The following is an 18,550-nucleotide window of genomic DNA, read 5'->3' as shown; positions in this document are numbered from 1 at the left end:
CGTAAGCTAAGGTTCGTTCTGAAACACTTCCGGGCAAACGCATGAACACTACCGATACAACCGAACGCCTCTGGGGCGGCCGCTTCAAGTCAGGGCCGTCGCTGGCGCTGGAAAACCTGTCCCGTTCGGACCCCAGCTTCTTCCGCCTTGCGCCCTACGATCTCGCCGGTTCGCGCGCCCATGCAAACGAACTGAAGCGAGCCGGGATCCTGAGCGCCGACGAACTTCAACAACTGCTCGACGCGATGCAGCAAATAGAGACCGAGTTCGTTGCGGGCGACCTCGCCCCTATCCTTGCCGACGAAGACGTCCACACCTTCCTCGAACGCGAACTGACGCAGCGGCTCAAAGCGATCGGCGGGAAGCTGCGCGCGGGCCGTTCGCGCAACGATCAGGCGGCGAACGACCTGCGTTTATATCTGCGTGACAAGGCTCGCAAGCTGGCGCTGGCCGTGATCGAATTGCAGCACGCACTGGTTGAACAGGCCGAGGCCCACGTACAAACCGTCACCGCCGGCTTCACGCATTTGCAACCGGCACAGCCGATCGTGTTCGCGCATCAGTTGCTTGCGCACGCGCAGTCGATTTATCGCGATGTCGACAGGCTCGTGGACTGGGACCGGCGCAGCGCACGTTCGCCACTGGGCGCGGCGGCGCTGGCGGGTTCCGCGATCTGCTTGCGGGCCGATCTGTCCGCGCAGGAACTCGGCTACGACGGCCCGTGCGAGAACTCCATCGACGCCGTCGCTTCCCGCGACCACGTTGCCGAATTCACGTTCATCACGAGCATGCTGGCGGTCAACCTGTCGCGGCTTTCGGAAGAAGTGATCCTGTGGACCTCGCGGCAGTTTCGCTGGGTCGAACTCGACGATGCTTATGCAACCGGCAGCTCGATCATGCCGCAGAAGAAAAACTCGGATATAGCGGAGCTGACACGTGGCAAGGCGGGCCGATTGATCGGCAACCTGAGCGGCTTGCTCGCCACGCTCAAGTCGCTGCCGCTTGCCTATAACCGTGATCTCGCGGAAGACAAGATCGCCGCGTTCGATAGTATCGACACGCTCGAACTTGTACTGCCTGCAATGGCCGGTATGATCCGCACCATGCATGTGAACGTGGATGAAATGCGGCGTCAGGCGCCGCTCGGGTTTACGCTCGCTACCGAAGTCGCCGACTGGCTCGCGCTGCGCGGCGTGCCGTTCAGCGAAGCGCACGAGATCACCGGCGCGCTGGTGCGGGCCTGCGAACAGCAGGGCATTGAACTGGGCGACGTGTCGGTGGCAACGCTTGCCGGGGTGGATGCGAGACTTGAACCCGGCGTCCTCGATCACGTCACGCTGGACGCCGCCGTCGCGGCGCGCAGCGGTTATGGCGGCACGGCGCCGGCACGCGTGGCCGAACAGATCGCGCGCCTGCGCAGCGCTATTGAAGAACAGGTCGCATGGGCGGCTTACTACAAAGGACCTTCATGCTGAGCGCATCGAACGACCGTGCATCGGCGTCCGGCAACGCCGACACCTTCACCGATATCTCGCACTTCAAGCACGTACCGCGGCGCTATTACGGGCGTTATCTCGCCTCGGTGGTGATCCTCGCGATCGTGGTCTATATCGTCGTGGCGTTCGCGCGCGGGCAGATCGACTGGACCGTCGTCGGGCGTTTCCTCACGGCCAAGTCGATCCTCAAGGGCCTCGGCAATACCATCGTCATGACGATCCTCGCGATGGCGCTGGGCATCGTGCTTGGGGTGATCGTGGCTATCATGCGGCTCTCGACCAATCCGGTGATGCGCGCGGTCGCGCATGGCTACGTGTGGCTGTTTCGCGGCACGCCGGTAATCCTGCAATTGTTGCTGTGGTTCAACCTCGCGCTGGTGTTTCCGGTCATGGGCATTCCCGGCCTGTTCGAATTTCGCACGGTCGACATCATGACGCCATTCCTCGCCGCCCTGCTCGGACTCGGAATTAATCAGGGTGCCTACACATCGGAAGTCGTGCGCGCGGGGTTGCTCTCGGTGGACACGGGCCAGTACGAAGCCGCGAAGTCGATCGGCATGCCGAGACTCCAGGCGCTGCGCCGCGTGATCCTGCCGCAGGCCATGCGCGTGATCGTGCCGCCTATTGGCAACGAACTGATCGGCATGGTGAAGCTGACCTCATTGGCAAGCGTGATCCAGTACGCGGAAATGCTGCATAACGCCGAGAACATCTACTATGCGAATGCTCGTGTGATCGAATTGCTGATGGTCGCCGGCGTCTGGTATCTGGTCATCGTCACGGTTCTTTCCTTGCTGCAGTCGCGGGTCGAACTGCGCTTTGCGCGAGGGGCGGGCCGCCCTTCCGCGAAACAGTAAATCCACTTGAACGCGAACTCAGGCAACCATGAACCCACTAGTCAAAGCGGTCGACCTGCGCAAGTCCTATGGCGAGTTCCAGGCGCTGCACGGCATCCATCTCGACGTCGCGAAGGGCGAAGTGCTGTGCATCATCGGGCCATCCGGCTCGGGCAAAAGCACCTTCCTGCGCTGTATCAACCAACTCGAAACCATTACCGGCGGCGCGCTGTGGGTGAACGGTGAACTGGTGGGATACCGGCGCGTCGAGAACAAGCTTTATCCGCTGTCTGAAAAGCAGATGGCGCGGCAACGTCTTGCGACCGGCATGGTGTTCCAGCGCTTCAATCTTTTTCCGCATATGACGGCGCTGGAAAATGTGATCGAAGGACCGGTCCAGGTGCTGAAGAAGAAAAAGTCCGAGGCCGTTGAAGAAGCGCGCGCGTTGCTTACGCGGGTCGGGCTTGGTCACAAGTGCGATGCGTTTCCGGTCGAATTGTCCGGCGGCCAGCAGCAACGTGTCGCCATTGCACGGGCGCTTGCCATGCATCCTCAACTCATGCTCTTCGACGAACCCACCTCCGCCCTCGACCCCGAACTGGTTGGCGAAGTACTGAGCGTGATGCGCGACCTGGCCAAGAGCGGCATGACGATGATCGTCGTCACGCACGAACTCGGCTTCGCGCGCGAAGTGGCGAACCGCGTGGTCTTCATGGACCAGGGCAAGGTAGTCGAAAGCGGCACGCCGGAACAGGTGCTGTCGCGACCGCAACAACCGCGTACACAAGAGTTCATTTCGGCCGTGCTTTCCTAGCGTTACGGCGCGCGTGACCACGGCTTTTAAAGCTGCTTTTCAATTTTCCGTCAACCTTTGTTCAGGCACTTTTCATGATCGATTCCTTGTTCCGGCGAACCCTTGTCAGCCTCGCGTTTGGCGCGGTTTCACTTGTTGCATCGCTGGCTCACGCCCAGACGCCCGTGGCGGGCAACGGCACGCTCACGGCCGCTATCGTGCCGAACTATCCGCCGTTCGAATACAAGGATCCGGCAACCGATGAACTGACCGGCTTCGACGTCGATCTCGGTGTCGCGCTGGCCGCGAAGATGGGGGTGAAACTGAAGTGGGAAGAGACCAACTTCGACCAGATGATGAGCGCGCTGACCACGCATCGCGTGGACGTGATCCTGTCGGGCATGACCGACTTGCCGACGCGCCGCGAGGCCATCAACTTTCTTGACTACATCAAGTCCGGGCCGCAGTTTTACACGCTGAAGGCGCGCGGTGGCGACTTCACATCGATCGAATCAGTGTGCGGCAAGCACGTGGGCGCGAGCCGCCGCACGTCGTGGCCCGACGACATCAAGACGTGGAGCGACGAGCACTGCGTCAAGGCGGGAAAGCCGGCCGTGCAAGTGGTGGGGACGGATGGTTCAGCCGATGCCCGCCTGCAGTTGCGTCAGGGACGGATTGATGCTGCCGTGCAAGGCGGTGAAACGCTGCCGTATCAGAACACCCTGGAGAAAGATGCGTACGCGCCGATCGGCCAGCCGTTCCTGTCGCAATACTCGGCGATTGGCATGGCAAAGAACAGCCCGGCTTTAACTGATGCGCTGAGCCAGGCATTCGGCAAGCTGATCGCTGACGGCACCTACGCAAAGATCCTGAAGAAATGGGGCTTGCAGGAGCATGCGGTGTCGAAGGTCATCATCAATTCGCAGGGGTAAGAAGGCGCCCTTTATACGTTTGATGAACGCGTATACGGAAACGGGCGTTGTCAGGGCACTCCCTGACAACGCCCGTTCTAATTCCGCTTCAGATTACCGTTCGACCTGACGATTCCAGCGCGCGTCCCATTGCGGGCGATTTGCGTTGATCACATCCCAGTCCACCACGTTGACCTTCTTCACCAGGTCGTCGAGGTTACCCAGTTGCTGCTGCATCGAATCGGGCATCTTCGCCTGGCGGTTCGTCGGGATCTGGCGGCCGGCGCTTGCTGCCTTGCTTTGTGCCGACGCCGAGATCATGAATGCCGCAAGCTTTTGCGCGAGTACCGGATCGGGGTTGTTTGCAACGACGCATTCATCGACGAGCAACAGCACCGGCCCTTCCTTCGGGTTCACATAGGCAACGGGAATGCCCTTCGCCTGCAGGTCACCCACTGCGGTCGGCGTGAGCGGGAACAGGCCGGCTTGACCGGTCTGGACCATCTCAGAGATTTTTGCCGAGTTCGGGATGTACTCGATCACGTTCCTGCCCACGGTGCTTTGCCATTTCGTGAAGCCGGGTTCGACGTTCTTCTCCGAACCGCCTTCGAGGCGGTTGATCATCAGGAAACCGTGCAGGCCGAACGTGCTGCTCGACGCGGACTGGAACACCACTTTGTCCTTGTATTTCGGGTCGGCGAAATCGAGCCATGATGTGGGGGGCGCCCAGCCGTTTGCCGTGAAGAGTTTCGTGTTGTAGGCGATGCCGGTCATGCCGAGTTGTACGCCCGCGCCGATGTCGTCCTTCATGCGCGCGAATGGGTAGAGTTGCTTGAGTTCGGGGCTATCGTCGAGTTTTTGGCAGACGCCCATGCTGACTGCGCGAGCCATCACGCCATCGTCGAGGAACACTACGTGGATTTGTGGTTTGGCTTTGTTCGCCAGCAGTTTCGCGAGAATGTCAGAGGACGTGCCGGGTACGACTACCACTTTTACGTTGTTGGCCTTTTCGAATTCGGGTAGGACCTCGCTGGTGTAGGCCTTTTCCATCGGGCCGCCGTTCATGCCGATGTAGATGGTTTTGGTATCCGCTTGCGCTGACGTGGAGAGGGCTGCTGCGCACAAGGCGGTAATGCTCACGCTGGCTACTGTATGAAACGCTTTCATTTATTGATCTCCTTTAGACAGGGTGGTTTGAGGGGTGGTTTCGAGGGTGATTTCGTTCGCACTTCTTGAAAATATTCTGTTCGAGGGACGGGGTTGGATTCTAGGGTGCTCGGGGGCTATGCCGGGGTGCTCGGGGTCAGTGCCGGGGTGGTCGGTTCTGGGGTTAGCGGTCGGGGTTGGTGCTGGGGTGGTCGGTTCCGGGGTTAGCGGTCGGGGTTGGTGCCGGGTTGCTGCTTTCAGTGTTAGCGGTCTGCGTGAGTCGGATTTTCTCTTTATCACTATTAGCCACTGTGCGTGGCGGCACGTCATTTCTTTGTCCAAAGCGACAAAGAAACGAAGCAAAGAAAACGCTTTCAACCACGCTACCCTAAGTGTCCACAGCGTGCAGTTTTCATTCATAGGTGCCCCAAAAGCACGGTGCTCGCCAGAGCGGAGGATGTGTGAACCCCTCCTTCTCCGAACACCGATACCCACACGCTTCGCCACCAGTGACTGAACCTGCCCAAAGAGCACCCCGCGCTATCCGCGGACGACCACCCTCCAAATATGTGCGCGCCTCGAACCACGTCGCCAACCCTGCTGGAAACGAGGTCGCGAAAATGCGTGAGCCCGTAGTCGGCGAAAATAAGCGTATGGTCCACGCAGTCAACCCGCCAAGAGATGAAGTACCAACACGGAAGTACCAATACGCGAGATGCCGTTGCCGGCGGAAGCAACTGTTCAGACCACGTAGCCAACGCACCAAAAAACGAAACCGAAAAGACGCGTGAGGCCGTGGTGGTCCCTTGGCAATGGTGCTTGCCCGAGAGCGTACGGGGCGAAGCGTGTTCGTGTCAGGATTCGCGAGAAGGAGGGGTTCAAACATCGGTAGCTCTGGCGAGCACCGTGCTTTTGGGGCACCTATGAATCAAAACTGCACGCTGTGGACACTTAGGGTAGAGCGGTTAAAGCGCTTTCTTTGCTTCGTTTCTTTGTCGCTTTGGACAAAGAAATGACGTGCCGCCACGCACAGTGGCTAATAGTGATAAAGAGAATATCCGACTCTCGCAGACCACTAAGGCCGAAAGCACCACCCCGGCATAGACCCCTGACCACTAACACCGAAACCACCAACCCAGCATTAACCCTGACCGCTAACCCCAAAACCGACCAACCCGGCATTGATCCCTGACCACTCCCCCCAAAAACCTATCCCCCCCGATCAAACCGCCCAATAGAAAACGCCTCGATCGGCGTCCCCGATCCCCCCTCAACAATGAGATCGGAAAGCACCTCCCCAACCCCCGGCGCAAGCAAAAACCCCCCACCCGAAAATCCAAACGCATGCAGCAATCTTGGCGTAGTCCGGCTAAAACCAATCACCGGATTGTCATCCGGCGTACGGCCTTCAACCCCTGTCCAGGTCCGCAACAGCAACGCATCTTTCAACGCCGGCAAAAGCGCGCACGCAGCCCTCATGACCGTCCGCGTAGTCTCCGTGAGCGGCTGCGCATACTCGCCATCCCCCAACCCACGCCCCCCGCCAATCACCACATTGCCGCGCGCCACCTGACGAGCATAAATGCCACCGCCATACACCCCAAGATTGTGATCGATGAAATACGGCAGCGGCTCAGTCACCCACATGTTCGGATAGATCGGCTCCATCGGAATGGTCTCGCCAAAGTACCCAGCCACCGTGTTGCCCCAAGCGCCAGCCGCATTGACCAGCCAGTCACTCTGAACCTCGATCACAGCACCCGAGTCATGCCGCGCCTCGACAACAAACCGTTCCCCATCACGCACGATGTTCGTCACCGCAGTCTGCTCACGGACGTCAGCACCGGCTGCACGCGCCGCGCGCGCGAACGCAGGCGACACCACGCGCGGATTCGCATGACCGTCACGAGGACACAATGAACCACCCACCGCGGCGGCCCCAAGCCACGGGTAACGACGCCTGAACGCAGGTCCGCTCATCAACTGCAAATCGAGACCAAACGGGTTGGCAAGCTGCGCGTACGCTTCAAGCGCCGCAAGATCCGCTTCGCTGCGAGCCAACCGCAAATGCCCCGAAACAACGAACTCTCCATCCGTGCCCACGAGTTCCGGCAGCCGGTCCCAGATCGATCGCGCACGCACCGCCAACGGCAATTGTTCGGCCGGCCGCCCCTGACGGCGTACGCCACCGTAGTTCACACCGCTCGCCTGCGCGCCGCAATAACGGCGCTCGAACAGCCCCACCTTCAGCCCGCGCTTTGCAAGCATCAAGGCCGTCGATGACCCCACCAAACCCCCGCCCACCACCAGCACGTCGAACCGCAAAGTCTCATTCATCGCGGGCGTGCTCCGCAATGGCGGCCAGATGATTCGCTTCGGGAGCTTCGTCCATCATCGCTATTGATAAAGGCACGGGTTTGATCGGAGCCTGTCCGCGCAAACGTCCGGCATCAGCGATAGGTCTGCCCGTCTCCGCGCTCAGCAATTCCGCCGCCGCCGCGCCGCACATGCGCCCTTGGCAACGGCCCATGCCCACGCGCGTCAGCGCCTTCAGCCGATTGATCTCGTTCGCTTCGCCCGCACGAATGCAGCGGCGCAGCGCGCCGGCATCGATCTCCTCACAACGGCACACCGTCATGTCGTCCGGCCAGTACGACGCGCAATCGGAAGGCAGCGCAAACGCCTGCTCCAGCCCAATACGAAATTCGGCGATGTTCGCCAGTTGCCGGTCCAGCTTCGCGACCTGAGCCTGAACGTTAGCGTTCACGGCCCGATGCCCAAGGTCTTCGAGCATCGCCAGCGCCGCACGACGGCCAGCCAGTTCCGCAGCATCCGCGCCCGCGATACCCGCGCCATCGCCGGCGAGATAAACACCCGGCACCGAACTGCGACCAGCCGCATCGCGCTCCGGCAGCCACGCGCGATTGAGCGGATCGAAGCGGAAGCGGCAACCTGCCAGGTCCGCAAGCTGCGTTTCGGATCGCAGGCCATAACCAAACCCAACCGCATCGCAGGGAATGGTCAACTCTTGCTCGCCATCACCATCGCGATAGGTCATGGCCTGCACCGCTTTATCGCCCGTCGCGCGCACAAGCGTCACGCCCCGTTCGATACGAACCCCATGCGCCGCCAGCCAGCCGACGTAATAGAGCCCCTTCGCAAAGGTGGACGGCTGCCGCAACAAACGCGGCGTCGCGGCGAACTGGCGCGAGAACGGATTGGTGTCGAGCACCGCCTCCACCTGCGCGCCCGCCTTCGCGTATTGATACGCCACGAGGTAAAGCAGCGGCCCGGTTCCCGCGAACACCACGCGTCGTCCGATCGCGCAGCCCTGCGATTTCAGCGCAATCTGCGCCGCGCCGAGGGTGTAGACGCCCGGCAGCGTCCAGCCCGGAAACGGCAGCACGCGATCTGTCGCGCCGGTCGCAATCAACAAGTGCGAATAAGGCACCGTGCGCTGGCGTCCGTCATGCAGCGTATCGAGTTGCGCGGCGCCGCATCCCCACACCAGCGTGTCAGGCCGATAGTCGAGCTTTGAAAGCAGGGCAGCCATGGTTGAGTGCACCGCGTCGGCCTTGCCTGCTTCCAGGCCATACAGCGACCGTTTGCTGCGGGCAAAACCCGCATCCGCTGGCGGCTGCCGATAGATCTGCCCACCGGCGCGCGGCGCTTCGTCGATCACAACCGGCACAATGCCCGCGGCCACCAACGTCTCAGCCGCGCGCACGCCAGCCGGTCCCGCACCGACAATGACGACCCGGCGCATGCTGTTTTTATCGATAACCGCGCTCACGTTCTTACCACTCCTGCAGGCCGGGTCACGATACGCATGCCGTCCTTGACGAAGGTCGAGCATGCTCTAATCCGGGTGCCCTCTTCCAGTTGTACCCAGCAATCCTGACATGCGCCCATCAGGCAGAATCCTGCGCGTGGTTCAGCGCTGAACTCGGTGTCACGCACCCGCCGTGTGTGCAGCAGGACAGCGCTCAATACGGTATCGCCGGTCAGGGCCGTGATGGCGACGCCGTCCAGCGTCAACGTCACCTGCTTGCGATGCGCTTCCGTCAGACGCACGAATTGCGGCGCATCACCGACCGCGGTGTGCGGCTGGCCGGCGGATGTTGCGCTGGGGAGATTTGTCATCGCGTAGAGTGAAGTCGTGGGGCCTGTGCGAATCAATGCGAACCGATCAGGATCCGGTTCAGTCCATACGCGCGGTCGAGCACGATCATCGCACCGGCCGTAATGAAGATCACGAGCGCGGATACGGACGCCATCATCGGGTCGATCGATTCGGTCGCGTACATGTACATGCGCACCGGCAACGTAATGGTCTGCGGCGAGGTTACGAAGATCGACATGGTTAGTTCATCGAAGCTGTTGATGAACGCAAGCAGCCAGCCACCCGTGATGCCGGGCAGGATCATCGGCAGCGTGATGCGTCGAAACGACGTCCATCGATCCGCTCCCAAAGACTGCGCCGCATGCTCGATACTTCGATCCATGCCGCTCACCGAGGCCAGCACCAGCCGCATCACGAACGGCGTGATGATGATCATGTGCGCCGCGACGAGCCACGTGAACGTGCCGGTTGCGCCGATCATCGCGAAGAAACGCAGGAACGCAATGCCAAGCACGAGACTGGGAATCACCAGCGGCGAGAGGAACAAACCATTGAGGAATTCGCGCCCCGGAAAACGTTCACGTCCGATAGCAAGCGCCGCCGGCAAGGCCAGCGCGAGCGACAGCGTAGCCGATGCAAACGCCAGCTTGATGCTGTTGAAAAACGCCGAGATGAAATCCGGGTAATCGAGAATCGCGCGGAACCAGCGCAACGAAAAGCCGTGCGTGGGCAGCGTCAGCGTCTGGTCCGGCGTGAACGCAACCAGCACGATGATCACGAGCGGTGCCAGCACGAACAGGATCACTAGCGTGTGGAAACTCAGGGCAACGAGGCCGTTCTTTCGCATCGCAGCGCTCTCCTTAACCGAGGCTTCTGGAGTAACGACGCTCCAGAACCCGGTAGTACGTGATCATGATCACGAGGTTCGCGATCAGCAACAGGATCGCGATGGTCGCGCCGAGCGGCCAGTTGAGCGAACCGAGGAATTCATCGTAGACAGCGGTGGCCGCTACTTTCAGCCGACGGCCGCCGAGCAGGCCGGGAATCGCAAACGCGCTCGCCGATAAACCAAACACCATCAAGCTGCCCGACAAAATGCCCGGCGCGATCTGCGGCAACACGATGCGCCGCAACGTGGTTGACGGCGACGCCATCAGCGAGAGCGCCGCGTTTTCAACCTGCGGATCAAGCTTCTGCAGCGAGGTCCAGACGGGGATCACCATGAACGGCAGCATGACGTGAACGAGCGCAATCACTATCGCGAAGGTGGTGTACTCCAGCTTGTACGGACCCAGCCCGAAGAGGCCGAAGAACTGATTCACGATACCGCCAGTGTTGAGCAACATGCTCCAGCCAAACGCGCGCACCACCACTGACACGAGCAACGGCGCGAGGATCACGAGCAGGAACATCGAGCGCCACGGGTCACGCATGCGGTACAGCACATAAGCTTCAGGCGCACCAATCGCAACGCACAGCAAAGTCGTCAGGATCGCGATGCCGAAGGTCCGCGCAAAAATGGTCTGGTAGTAGCTGTCCGTCAGCACTTCAACATAGTTGCCGAACTGGAACGCAGCGATCGGACCACTGGCCGGATCGAAGCGATAAAACGTCAGCACAACGGTCATCGCGAGCGGCGTCAGCACGAGCACCGCGAAGAGGATGAACGCAGGCAAGCTCATCAGCCAGGGCGGCACGAAGGCGTGCCACGGCGCGCGGTCATTCTTCAGCGCACCGTGATCTTTCGAATTCGTCGAGTCGATGGTACTAGCCATGACTGGCTTCCTGAATCACGCGCACGGCGTCACGATGCCAGTCGATGCCGACCATCGCGCCTTCGGCTACTGGCTCGGTGCCTTCGTTCTGGCTGCAGACGAGCACTTCCCCAATGGCGGTATCGACGCGATAAAGCCATTGGCTGCCGAGGAAAAAGCGGCTGGTAACGGTCGCCGACAAGCGCCCCGTTCCGACCTCGCACAAGTGCAGTTTTTCCGGACGGATGCAAAGGGTCACCGTATCGCCTTCGCGCCACACCGTGCCAGCCTCAATGCAGGCAATACCGGTCAATTGATGTCCGAGATCCACGTGGACTTCGTCGTGGTACGCCTCGGTCACGGTCCCCTCCAGCATGTTCGCCTTGCCGATGAACTGCGAGACAAAGCGATTCTCCGGCCGCTCATACGCGCGATACGGCGAGTCGACCTGCGTCACGCGCCCCGCTTCCATCACGACCACGCGGTCACTGATGGACAGCGCCTCCGACTGATCGTGCGTGACCATTACCGTCGTGGTGCCGACCTTGCGCTGAATGCCGCGCAACTCGAACTGCATCTCTTCGCGCAGCTTGGCGTCGAGATTGGACATGGGTTCATCGAGCAGCAGCACCGGCGGCTTGATCACCAACGCACGCGCAATGGCAACCCGTTGCCGCTGACCACCCGACAGTTCACGCGGATACCGCGCCGCGAGTGCATCGAGCCGTACCAGCGCCAACGTCTCGCGAATCCGCTCCGCGCATTCGGCCTTGCCGACGCCGCGCATTTCGAGTCCGAAGCCAACATTCTGCGCAACCGTCATATGCGGAAACAGCGCATAGCTCTGGAACACCACGCCCAGGCCGCGCTTGTTCGGCCGTACGTTCGTAATGTCCTTGCCATCGAGCGAAATCCGCCCACGCGTTACATCGATAAAACCAGCGATCATTTGCAGCGTCGTGGTCTTGCCGCAGCCCGAAGGCCCCAGCAGCGAGACGAATTCGCCTTTTTCAACCGAGAGGCTCACGTCGCTCACGGCGTTCAGGTCGCCGTAGGCTTTGGTCAGTTTGTCCAGCATGAGAAACGACACGGTGGCCTCCAGGGTCTAGCGAAAAACAGTTGAACGAACGCGGGATATTTACGCAATAGCAACGCGTAGACAGGCGGAACGCGCCTCCATGCAGAGGCGCGCCATAGGACGGATTCGAGCGAAACAACCGGGGATGACCGCGGAAGCCTGACGTCCGCTCAGGCACGCCGCGGTTGGCGTGCGCAAGCGGATGAAAGGAGTCGGCGTCGGGGTGGGACGCCTGGTTTAAATCTCTTTTTGATGCTTCTTCAAGTCCGGATCAAACGTCGAACTTCACGCCTTGTGCAAGCGGCAATTCACGGCTGTAGTTGATCGTGTTGGTCGCGCGGCGCATATAACCCTTCCACGCATCGGAACCCGATTCGCGGCCGCCGCCGGTTTCTTTTTCACCGCCGAACGCGCCGCCAATCTCAGCGCCGCTCGTGCCGATGTTCACGTTCACAATGCCGCAATCGCTGCCTGCCGCCGACATGAATTGCTCGGCTTCGCGAATGTCGTTCGTGAAGATCGCCGACGACAAACCCTGCGGCACGCCGTTTTGCAGTTGCAACGCTTCAGCGAAGTCGTCGTAGGTCATCACGTAGAGGATCGGCGCGAAGGTCTCGCGTTCGACCACAGCCGTTTGTGCAGGCATGCGTACGAATGCCGGACGCACGTAGTAAGCATCGGCGTGACCGCCTACTTCCACGCGTTCGCCGCCCTTGACATTGCCGCCTTGCTCGCGGGCATCGCCTAATGCCTTCTGCATGCCGTCGAACGCAGCACGGTCGATCAGCGGACCGACAAGCGTATCCGACTCGATCGGACTGCCCACTTTCACCGATCCAAACGCTTTTTCCAGACGCGGCAGCAACTGGTCGACCACGCTGGTATGCACGATCAGGCGACGCAGCGTCGTGCAACGCTGTCCCGCCGTCCCGACTGCCGAGAACGTCACGCCGCGCACGACCAGATCGAGGTCGGCGCTGGGAGCCACGATCATTGCGTTGTTGCCGCCCAGTTCGAGGATGCTGCGCCCCAGCCGCTTTGCCAGCACTTGCGCCACTTCAATACCCATGCGCACGCTGCCGGTCGCGCTGACCAGCGGCACCTTCGGCGACTCGGTCAGCACCTGGCCGACATCGCGTGCGCCCAGCAGCAACTGGCTCAGGCCTTCGGGCGCGAGACCCGGATGGGTCTTGTCGAATTCGCGCAGCGCCTTTTCGAACAGCGCGTGACAGGCGATAGCCGTCAACGGCGTTTTCTCCGATGGCTTCCAGACTACTGCGTCACCGCAGACAAACGCCAGCGCCGCATTCCACGACCACACCGCGACCGGGAAGTTGAACGCGGAGATCACACCCACCACACCCAGCGGATGCCATGTTTCCATCATTCGATGACCCGGACGCTCCGAGGCGATCGTCAGGCCGTAGAGCTGGCGCGACAGGCCAACGGCGAAGTCGCAGATGTCGATCATTTCCTGCACTTCGCCCAGGCCTTCGGACGTGACCTTGCCGGCTTCCAGCGTGACGAGGCTGCCGAGCGCGGCTTTGTGTTCGCGCAGCACATTACCGAAAACACGCACGAGTTCGCCGCGTTGGGGCGCGGGCACGGTGCGCCATTTGAGGAAAGCGGCGTGGGCAGCGTCGATCTTGCGAGCGGCATCGGCGGGGGTATCAACGGCCAATCCAGCCAGCGTCGCGCCGTCGAGCGGCGAACGCGCCGTGAGGGCATCGCCCTTCCACTGGTCGAGGTCTACACCGAGTGCACCAAGAATATCGTTCAGTTTCATCACTTCCTCTCTATGTCGGGTGGCTGCCGGGCACTGCGGCGCGGCTCGGGGCCACGATCCGTCAGCGCCGCTCTGGAACCGGCTCCGGCGAGTAAATGCATGCATTCGTCGGAACAGAGTTTCAGGGCTTAAAAAAACCGCTGCAATTGATTAATCGGCACGACTTGGTGCGCTGGAGGAACCAACTGGAACCAACTACACACCAGCCGAGCGTCCATCTGCGTTCAGGTTATACGATTAGAACGCGTTTCACCGTATCTGGCGAGCCTTGGGAGAGCCATACGGCAACCTGGTCCTGGTTTGCGCACTCCTACCGGCTCGCCAGTGCGAGCTTGAGCCGCCTCACGCCCTCGAATACTTCAGCCTCTCCCGGCGCGGCCGCGAACGAAAACCGCATGCTCGATTCGTCCGGATCACGCGCGTAAAACGCCGGCCCTGGCACATACATCACGTTCTGCTCGATCGCGCGCTTGAGCAACGCAGCCGACTGACGGCCGCCCTTCAATCGCGCCCAGATAAACATGCCGCCTTCCGGCATCACGTATTCAATCTCATCGGGCACAAACTGGCGCAGCGCACTCGCCAACGCCTCGCAACGCTTGCGATAAGCCTGCGCAATGGTCTGCACATGTTCGGCCAGACGCCCACGCTCCAGATAGTGACGCGCCGTTTCCTGCGCGAGCGGCGAAGTGCAGAGATCGCTCGTCTGTTTTGCCACAAGCATGCGTCGAGTGATGGCAGGCGGCGCAATCGACCAGCCGATGCGCAAGCCCGGCGCCACGATCTTCGAGAGGCTGCCGAAATACACGACCCAGTCGCTCGCGCCCGGGATGGCATCGGCGAATGTGGTTATCGGTTTAACCGGCTCGCCGGAGAAACGCAGCTCGCCATAAGGATCGTCCTCGACCAGCACGAAACGAAACCGCATCGCGAGTCGCGCAAGCGCTTCACGACGCGCCGCCGGCAAGGTTGCGCCGGTCGGGTTCGCGAAGGTCGGCACCGTGTAGAGCAGCTTCGGCCGCGTGGATGGATCGAGCGCTTCGAGTTGAACGGTGAGCGCGTCGACATCGATACCCTGCGCGTCAGTGCGCACCGGAATCAGACGCGCGCCCGCGAGCCGCAACGCCTGGATCGCGGCCGGATATGCCGGCTCCTCGATCAGCACAGCGTCGCCGGGTGCGACCAGGATCTTGATCAGCAGGTCGAGACCTTGCTGCGAGCCCGTGGTCACGATCACGTCGTCCACATCGCGCGTCACGCCGCGATCGTTCATCAAACTCAAGATCGCGCGGCGCAGAGCGGGCGAGCCGGCTGTGTCGCCGTATTGCAGGCACGCAATCGGGTCGGACGAATAGGCATCTTCCAGCGCCTGGCCGATACCCGCCCGGTCGAAGAGATCCTTCGACGGATACCCGCCCGCGAACGAAATCATCCCGGGCCGGCCGAGATACTTGAAAAGCTCGCGGATCGCCGAGCCTTGCGGCGCCTTGAACGGTTCCGTGAAATCGTACAGATCGGCGGCGGGGTTGGCAGCGGGGTTGGCGGACTCGGCGGCGGAGTTCACGCGGCCGCCGTCATCTTGAAGATGCCCGTGGCGTTGCCGGCATCGAAACCGAGATCGAGCTTGGCTCGCCCGGTGGTCTCGTCCATGACTGCATCGCGGCTGATGAATTCGTAGAACGAACCCGGCACATCGCGTTCGATCCTCGCACCATCGGCACCGATGAAAACCCGGCGCACGGGGTCGGCGCGAAACGCGGTCTGGCGCACCCGGCCCGACTTCGAAATTTCAACACTGTCCTTGATCGGACGACCGAGCGCGCGCTGGGCATCGGCGACGGCGAAAACGTCATCCACTCGATCGGTCGCGTGATTGAACGCATTGCCTTCGGTCGCGATCCACGCCATTTCTGCCGATTCGGCACGCAGCGTTTCATAGTCCGTCAGGCGCGGCACGGGGTGCTGACGCTCGAAACAGCGCACGAGCACGGGCAGCAAGTCGAGGGCAATAGTGAGCGGCAGCGAGTGATCGCGCTCCAGCTCTGCCAGCGACGCAACCGCTTGCGGCGTCAGCGAATCGACACTCTCGCCAATCACGTTCGTTACGGCTTGCTGGAACTCGGGACTGAAACGCTCGGGATGCAGTTCGCTCACGAAATACTGCGCGATTTCATCGGGGGCATCGGCGTGCATGTACGAGCGCCCCGTCATCTTGATGCGATCGAGCGGGTACGTACCGTTCAGCACAAAACCCAGCGGCTTCAGGATGCGCGTGAACGCGGCTTCACCCGGCGGCAACGCGCCGGATTCAGCCCAGCGCACGGTGCGCAGCGCGCCGTGGTCGAACTGAACGCGGGTTTGCGTGTGCTGGAGGTCGTCGGTGTAAGCGCGGCCCGTTGGCACGCGCTCGAGCAGGCCGGCGAACAACGCCATGTTCATCGCCTGGGCCAGTTCCGCACGGCTGACCGTGCCCGGCGAGGTATTGGCAAGCACGGATGGCAAGTTCATCAATCGCACTAACCCGGTTACATCCGATTCCGGAAGGGCAACAGCGAGCAATGCGGCGAGATTTGAGTTCATTTGTCCAGTTCCGGCTGATCTAGCGTGGCGCGAGCCCAGGGCCCGGTTCGGCGATTCACTGGAAGTCGATTCTGGAGGGCGGCAAAAAGCCGCGCAATTGATATAAACTCATGAGTTCATTCTAAAACAGAACCAAGTCACCCAATCCCCTCGACACACGACTCGTCAAACAGTACCGGTAAAACATGAGAAAAGGTATTCCCAATCTGGTCGCGTTGCAGATCTTCGAGGCCGCGGCGCGCCACGAGAGCTTCACCCGAGCCGCCAATGAGCTTTCGCTCACGCAAAGCGCGGTATGCCGTCAGGTGGCGGGACTGGAAAGCCGGCTGGGCGTGGCTTTGTTCCTGCGCATCAAGAAGCGCATTGTGCTGACCACGCATGGCCGTGATTACGCGGCGCTCGTGCGCAAGAATCTCGACCGGATTGAGCGTGACACGCTCGAATTGATGGCGCAGCGCGGTGTCGGGCGGATTCTGGAGATAGCGGTTGTTCCAACGCTCGCGAGCCAATGGCTGATCCCGCGCCTGCCGCAATTCCGCGCGCTGCGGCCGGATATCACCGTGAATCTGTCGATACGCACCGAGCCTTTCCTGTTCAGCGATTCGCCGTTCGACGCCGCGCTGTATTTCGGCGATTCGGTCTGGCCTGGAACGCAAGGAAAGCTGCTGTTTCGAGAGGGCAAGGTCGTGCCGGTGTGCAGCCCGTCCTTGCTCGCCGGGAATGCGCCCGGTGAACCGATATCGCTCGAGCAGCTTGCTGATTTGCCGCTGCTGCATTTATCGACACGGCCTGACGCCTGGCGCACCTGGTTTCGTCTGAACGGGCTTGAGCACGATGTGCGAGCGGTACGCGGCGCGCGCTATGAATTGTTCACGATGCTCACCAGTGCCGCTCAGGCGGGCTTGGGCGTCGCGTTGCTGCCGGAGATCTTGCTCGCGGATGAATTGTCGTCCGGCCGGCTGGTCGTGCCGCTGAATAAACCGATGTCCGGCAAGTCAGGTTATTACCTCGTCGCACCCGATGAAATCGCCCACGACGAGCCGTTTGTCGCGCTCTCGGACTGGTTGAGCTCGATCGTGCCGCAAACGCAAGAAGAGGCGTAGATCAGTAGATCAAAAGGCCAGCGGATCCAATGACGAATTACCCGCCTTCACGAAATCGATAAAAACCCGCAACGGCGCAGGCAAGTGACGACGCCCCGGATAGTAGAGAAATGGCCCGGAAAAGCTCGGCCACCACGGTTCAAGAATCGGCTCCAACGCGCCGCTATCGAGGTACGGGCGCAGCATTCCCTCGAACAGGTGAATCACGCCCACGCCTGCCACGGCCATACTGATTGCAAGATCCATTGCGGCGCCGGGCCTGACCAGGAGCGGCCCCGTAGGGTCCAGCCGCACCACCTCCCCGTCCCGCTCGAAATCCCACGTAGGCTTCGCACCGCCGGCAAATTGGCCGCGCAGGCACGCATGCGAAAGCAACTCGCGGGGGTGCTCGGGTCTGCCGTGCGTATCGAGATATTCCGGTGCCGCAGCGGTCGCGAAGCGCTGCACGCGTGGTCCGATCGGAATGGCGATCATGTCCTGCTCAAGCCGCTCGTCGTAACGAATGCCCGCGTCGCAGCCGATCGACAGCACATCGACGAAACCATCCTCGACCACGACTTCCACGCGGATGTCGGGATAAGCCTTCAGGAACGACGCGAGGACGGTTGGCAACACGATCCGCGCGGTGCTCGACGGCACGTTGAGTTTCAGCGTACCGCTTGGCTTGTCCCTGAACCCGTTCAGGACATCCAGCGCGGCTTCCATCTCGCTGAACAACGGCGCCAGCTTTTCGATAAGGCGCAACCCCGGTTCGGTCGGAGCCACGCTGCGAGTGGTCCGGTTGAGCAAACGCAGGCCGAGCTTCGCTTCAAGCCGGCGCACGGCAATGCTCAGGCTCGAGGCGGAGACGCCGCTGATCCGGGCTGCATCGCGAAAACCGCCGGCGCGAGCGACTGAAACGAACGCGGCAAGATCATTCAATTCCATGGTCACTGTTCACATTT

At 61.3% G+C, this 18,550-nt stretch carries 16 protein-coding genes; 5 read left to right on the top strand and 11 right to left on the bottom strand.

All coding sequences use genetic code 11. The annotated features are described in order from the left end of the window. The first annotated feature begins 41 nt into the window (after positions 1-41). The 4 genes from argH to HB376_RS03520 all read left to right on the top strand — a co-directional run bounded on the left by argH (position 42) and on the right by HB376_RS03520 (position 4,057). Complete coding sequence (gene argH / locus HB376_RS03535; protein ID WP_213762043.1) at positions 42-1,475, top strand: argininosuccinate lyase; 1,434 nt, start codon at positions 42-44, stop codon at positions 1,473-1,475. Then, complete coding sequence (locus HB376_RS03530; RefSeq protein ID WP_213762042.1) at positions 1,469-2,353, top strand: amino acid ABC transporter permease; 885 nt, start codon at positions 1,469-1,471, stop codon at positions 2,351-2,353. The genes argH and HB376_RS03530 overlap by 7 nt, the downstream gene beginning before the upstream one ends. A 28-nt stretch (positions 2,354-2,381) precedes the next feature. Then, a complete protein-coding gene (locus HB376_RS03525) occupies positions 2,382-3,146 on the top strand; it encodes an amino acid ABC transporter ATP-binding protein (RefSeq protein WP_213762041.1) in 765 nt (254 codons plus the stop codon). Positions 3,147-3,220: 74 nt separating this feature from the next. Beyond that, a complete protein-coding gene (locus tag HB376_RS03520) occupies positions 3,221-4,057 on the top strand; it encodes an ABC transporter substrate-binding protein (RefSeq protein ID WP_213762040.1) in 837 nt (278 codons plus the stop codon). Between the two features lie 93 nt (positions 4,058-4,150). Here the strand turns inward: HB376_RS03520 and HB376_RS03515 are convergent, their stop codons facing one another. From HB376_RS03515 to HB376_RS03470, 10 genes are all read right to left on the bottom strand, one after another. Next, positions 4,151-5,203, bottom strand: coding sequence for an ABC transporter substrate-binding protein (locus HB376_RS03515; protein ID WP_213762039.1), 1,053 nt, complete (start codon positions 5,201-5,203; stop codon positions 4,151-4,153). 1,188 nt (positions 5,204-6,391) lie between these two features. Then, on the bottom strand, positions 6,392-7,519 hold the full coding sequence (locus tag HB376_RS03510; RefSeq protein ID WP_213762038.1) for an FAD-binding oxidoreductase: 1,128 nt from the start codon (positions 7,517-7,519) through the stop codon (positions 6,392-6,394). Beyond that, entirely contained in the window at positions 7,512-8,948 is a 1,437-nt protein-coding gene (locus HB376_RS03505) for an FAD/NAD(P)-binding oxidoreductase (RefSeq protein WP_255631163.1), read from the bottom strand. The genes HB376_RS03510 and HB376_RS03505 overlap by 8 nt, the downstream gene beginning before the upstream one ends. Before the next feature lie 23 nt (positions 8,949-8,971). Beyond that, positions 8,972-9,325 (bottom strand): (2Fe-2S)-binding protein, encoded by a 354-nt coding sequence (locus tag HB376_RS03500; protein ID WP_213762036.1) that lies wholly within the window; start codon positions 9,323-9,325, stop codon positions 8,972-8,974. A 32-nt stretch (positions 9,326-9,357) separates the two neighbouring features. Next, positions 9,358-10,152 (bottom strand): ABC transporter permease, encoded by a 795-nt coding sequence (locus HB376_RS03495; RefSeq protein WP_213762035.1) that lies wholly within the window; start codon positions 10,150-10,152, stop codon positions 9,358-9,360. A 13-nt stretch (positions 10,153-10,165) separates the two neighbouring features. Beyond that, positions 10,166-11,080: an ABC transporter permease gene (locus tag HB376_RS03490; protein ID WP_213762034.1), complete on the bottom strand. Its 915-nt coding sequence runs from the start codon at positions 11,078-11,080 to the stop codon at positions 10,166-10,168. After that, on the bottom strand, positions 11,073-12,149 hold the full coding sequence (locus HB376_RS03485) for a polyamine ABC transporter ATP-binding protein (protein WP_213762033.1): 1,077 nt from the start codon (positions 12,147-12,149) through the stop codon (positions 11,073-11,075). The genes HB376_RS03490 and HB376_RS03485 overlap by 8 nt, the downstream gene beginning before the upstream one ends. A 259-nt stretch (positions 12,150-12,408) precedes the next feature. Beyond that, positions 12,409-13,923, bottom strand: coding sequence for an aldehyde dehydrogenase family protein (locus HB376_RS03480; protein WP_213762032.1), 1,515 nt, complete (start codon positions 13,921-13,923; stop codon positions 12,409-12,411). Between the two features lie 310 nt (positions 13,924-14,233). Continuing rightward, on the bottom strand, positions 14,234-15,436 hold the full coding sequence (locus HB376_RS03475) for a PLP-dependent aminotransferase family protein (protein WP_255631162.1): 1,203 nt from the start codon (positions 15,434-15,436) through the stop codon (positions 14,234-14,236). A gap of 47 nt (positions 15,437-15,483) precedes the next feature. After that, entirely contained in the window at positions 15,484-16,503 is a 1,020-nt protein-coding gene (locus HB376_RS03470; RefSeq protein WP_213762031.1) for a DUF1338 domain-containing protein, read from the bottom strand. Between the two features lie 185 nt (positions 16,504-16,688). Here HB376_RS03470 and HB376_RS03465 point away from each other — a divergent pair, with 185 nt between their 5' ends. After that, complete coding sequence (locus HB376_RS03465) at positions 16,689-17,606, top strand: LysR substrate-binding domain-containing protein (protein ID WP_213762030.1); 918 nt, start codon at positions 16,689-16,691, stop codon at positions 17,604-17,606. 9 nt (positions 17,607-17,615) lie between these two features. On the opposite strand, the gene HB376_RS03460 is transcribed toward HB376_RS03465, so the two are convergent. Next, positions 17,616-18,533: a LysR family transcriptional regulator gene (locus HB376_RS03460; RefSeq protein WP_213762029.1), complete on the bottom strand. Its 918-nt coding sequence runs from the start codon at positions 18,531-18,533 to the stop codon at positions 17,616-17,618. Positions 18,534-18,550 lie beyond the last annotated feature (17 nt).

It is taken from the genome of Caballeronia sp. dw_19, from assembly GCF_018449515.1.
Taxonomy (GTDB): Bacteria; Pseudomonadota; Gammaproteobacteria; order Burkholderiales; family Burkholderiaceae; genus Caballeronia.
The sequence above is the reverse complement of the archived record's forward strand: the minus strand, read 5'-3'. Positions and strand labels throughout refer to the sequence as shown.

Bases quoted from the DNA above. Each gene is read 5' to 3' on its own strand.
- argH (WP_213762043.1), top strand. From the start codon at position 42: ATGAACACTACCGATACAACCGAACGCCTCTGGGGCGGCCGCTTCAAG.
- HB376_RS03530 (WP_213762042.1), top strand. From the start codon at position 1,469: ATGCTGAGCGCATCGAACGACCGTGCATCGGCGTCCGGCAACGCCGAC.
- HB376_RS03525 (WP_213762041.1), top strand. From the start codon at position 2,382: ATGAACCCACTAGTCAAAGCGGTCGACCTGCGCAAGTCCTATGGCGAG.
- HB376_RS03520 (WP_213762040.1), top strand. From the start codon at position 3,221: ATGATCGATTCCTTGTTCCGGCGAACCCTTGTCAGCCTCGCGTTTGGC.
- HB376_RS03515 (WP_213762039.1), bottom strand. From the start codon at position 5,203: ATGAAAGCGTTTCATACAGTAGCCAGCGTGAGCATTACCGCCTTGTGC.
- HB376_RS03510 (WP_213762038.1), bottom strand. From the start codon at position 7,519: ATGAATGAGACTTTGCGGTTCGACGTGCTGGTGGTGGGCGGGGGTTTG.
- HB376_RS03505 (WP_255631163.1), bottom strand. From the start codon at position 8,948: ATGCGCCGGGTCGTCATTGTCGGTGCGGGACCGGCTGGCGTGCGCGCG.
- HB376_RS03500 (WP_213762036.1), bottom strand. From the start codon at position 9,325: ATGACAAATCTCCCCAGCGCAACATCCGCCGGCCAGCCGCACACCGCG.
- HB376_RS03495 (WP_213762035.1), bottom strand. From the start codon at position 10,152: ATGCGAAAGAACGGCCTCGTTGCCCTGAGTTTCCACACGCTAGTGATC.
- HB376_RS03490 (WP_213762034.1), bottom strand. From the start codon at position 11,080: ATGGCTAGTACCATCGACTCGACGAATTCGAAAGATCACGGTGCGCTG.
- HB376_RS03480 (WP_213762032.1), bottom strand. From the start codon at position 13,923: ATGAAACTGAACGATATTCTTGGTGCACTCGGTGTAGACCTCGACCAG.
- HB376_RS03470 (WP_213762031.1), bottom strand. From the start codon at position 16,503: ATGAACTCAAATCTCGCCGCATTGCTCGCTGTTGCCCTTCCGGAATCG.
- HB376_RS03465 (WP_213762030.1), top strand. From the start codon at position 16,689: ATGAGAAAAGGTATTCCCAATCTGGTCGCGTTGCAGATCTTCGAGGCC.
- HB376_RS03460 (WP_213762029.1), bottom strand. From the start codon at position 18,533: ATGGAATTGAATGATCTTGCCGCGTTCGTTTCAGTCGCTCGCGCCGGC.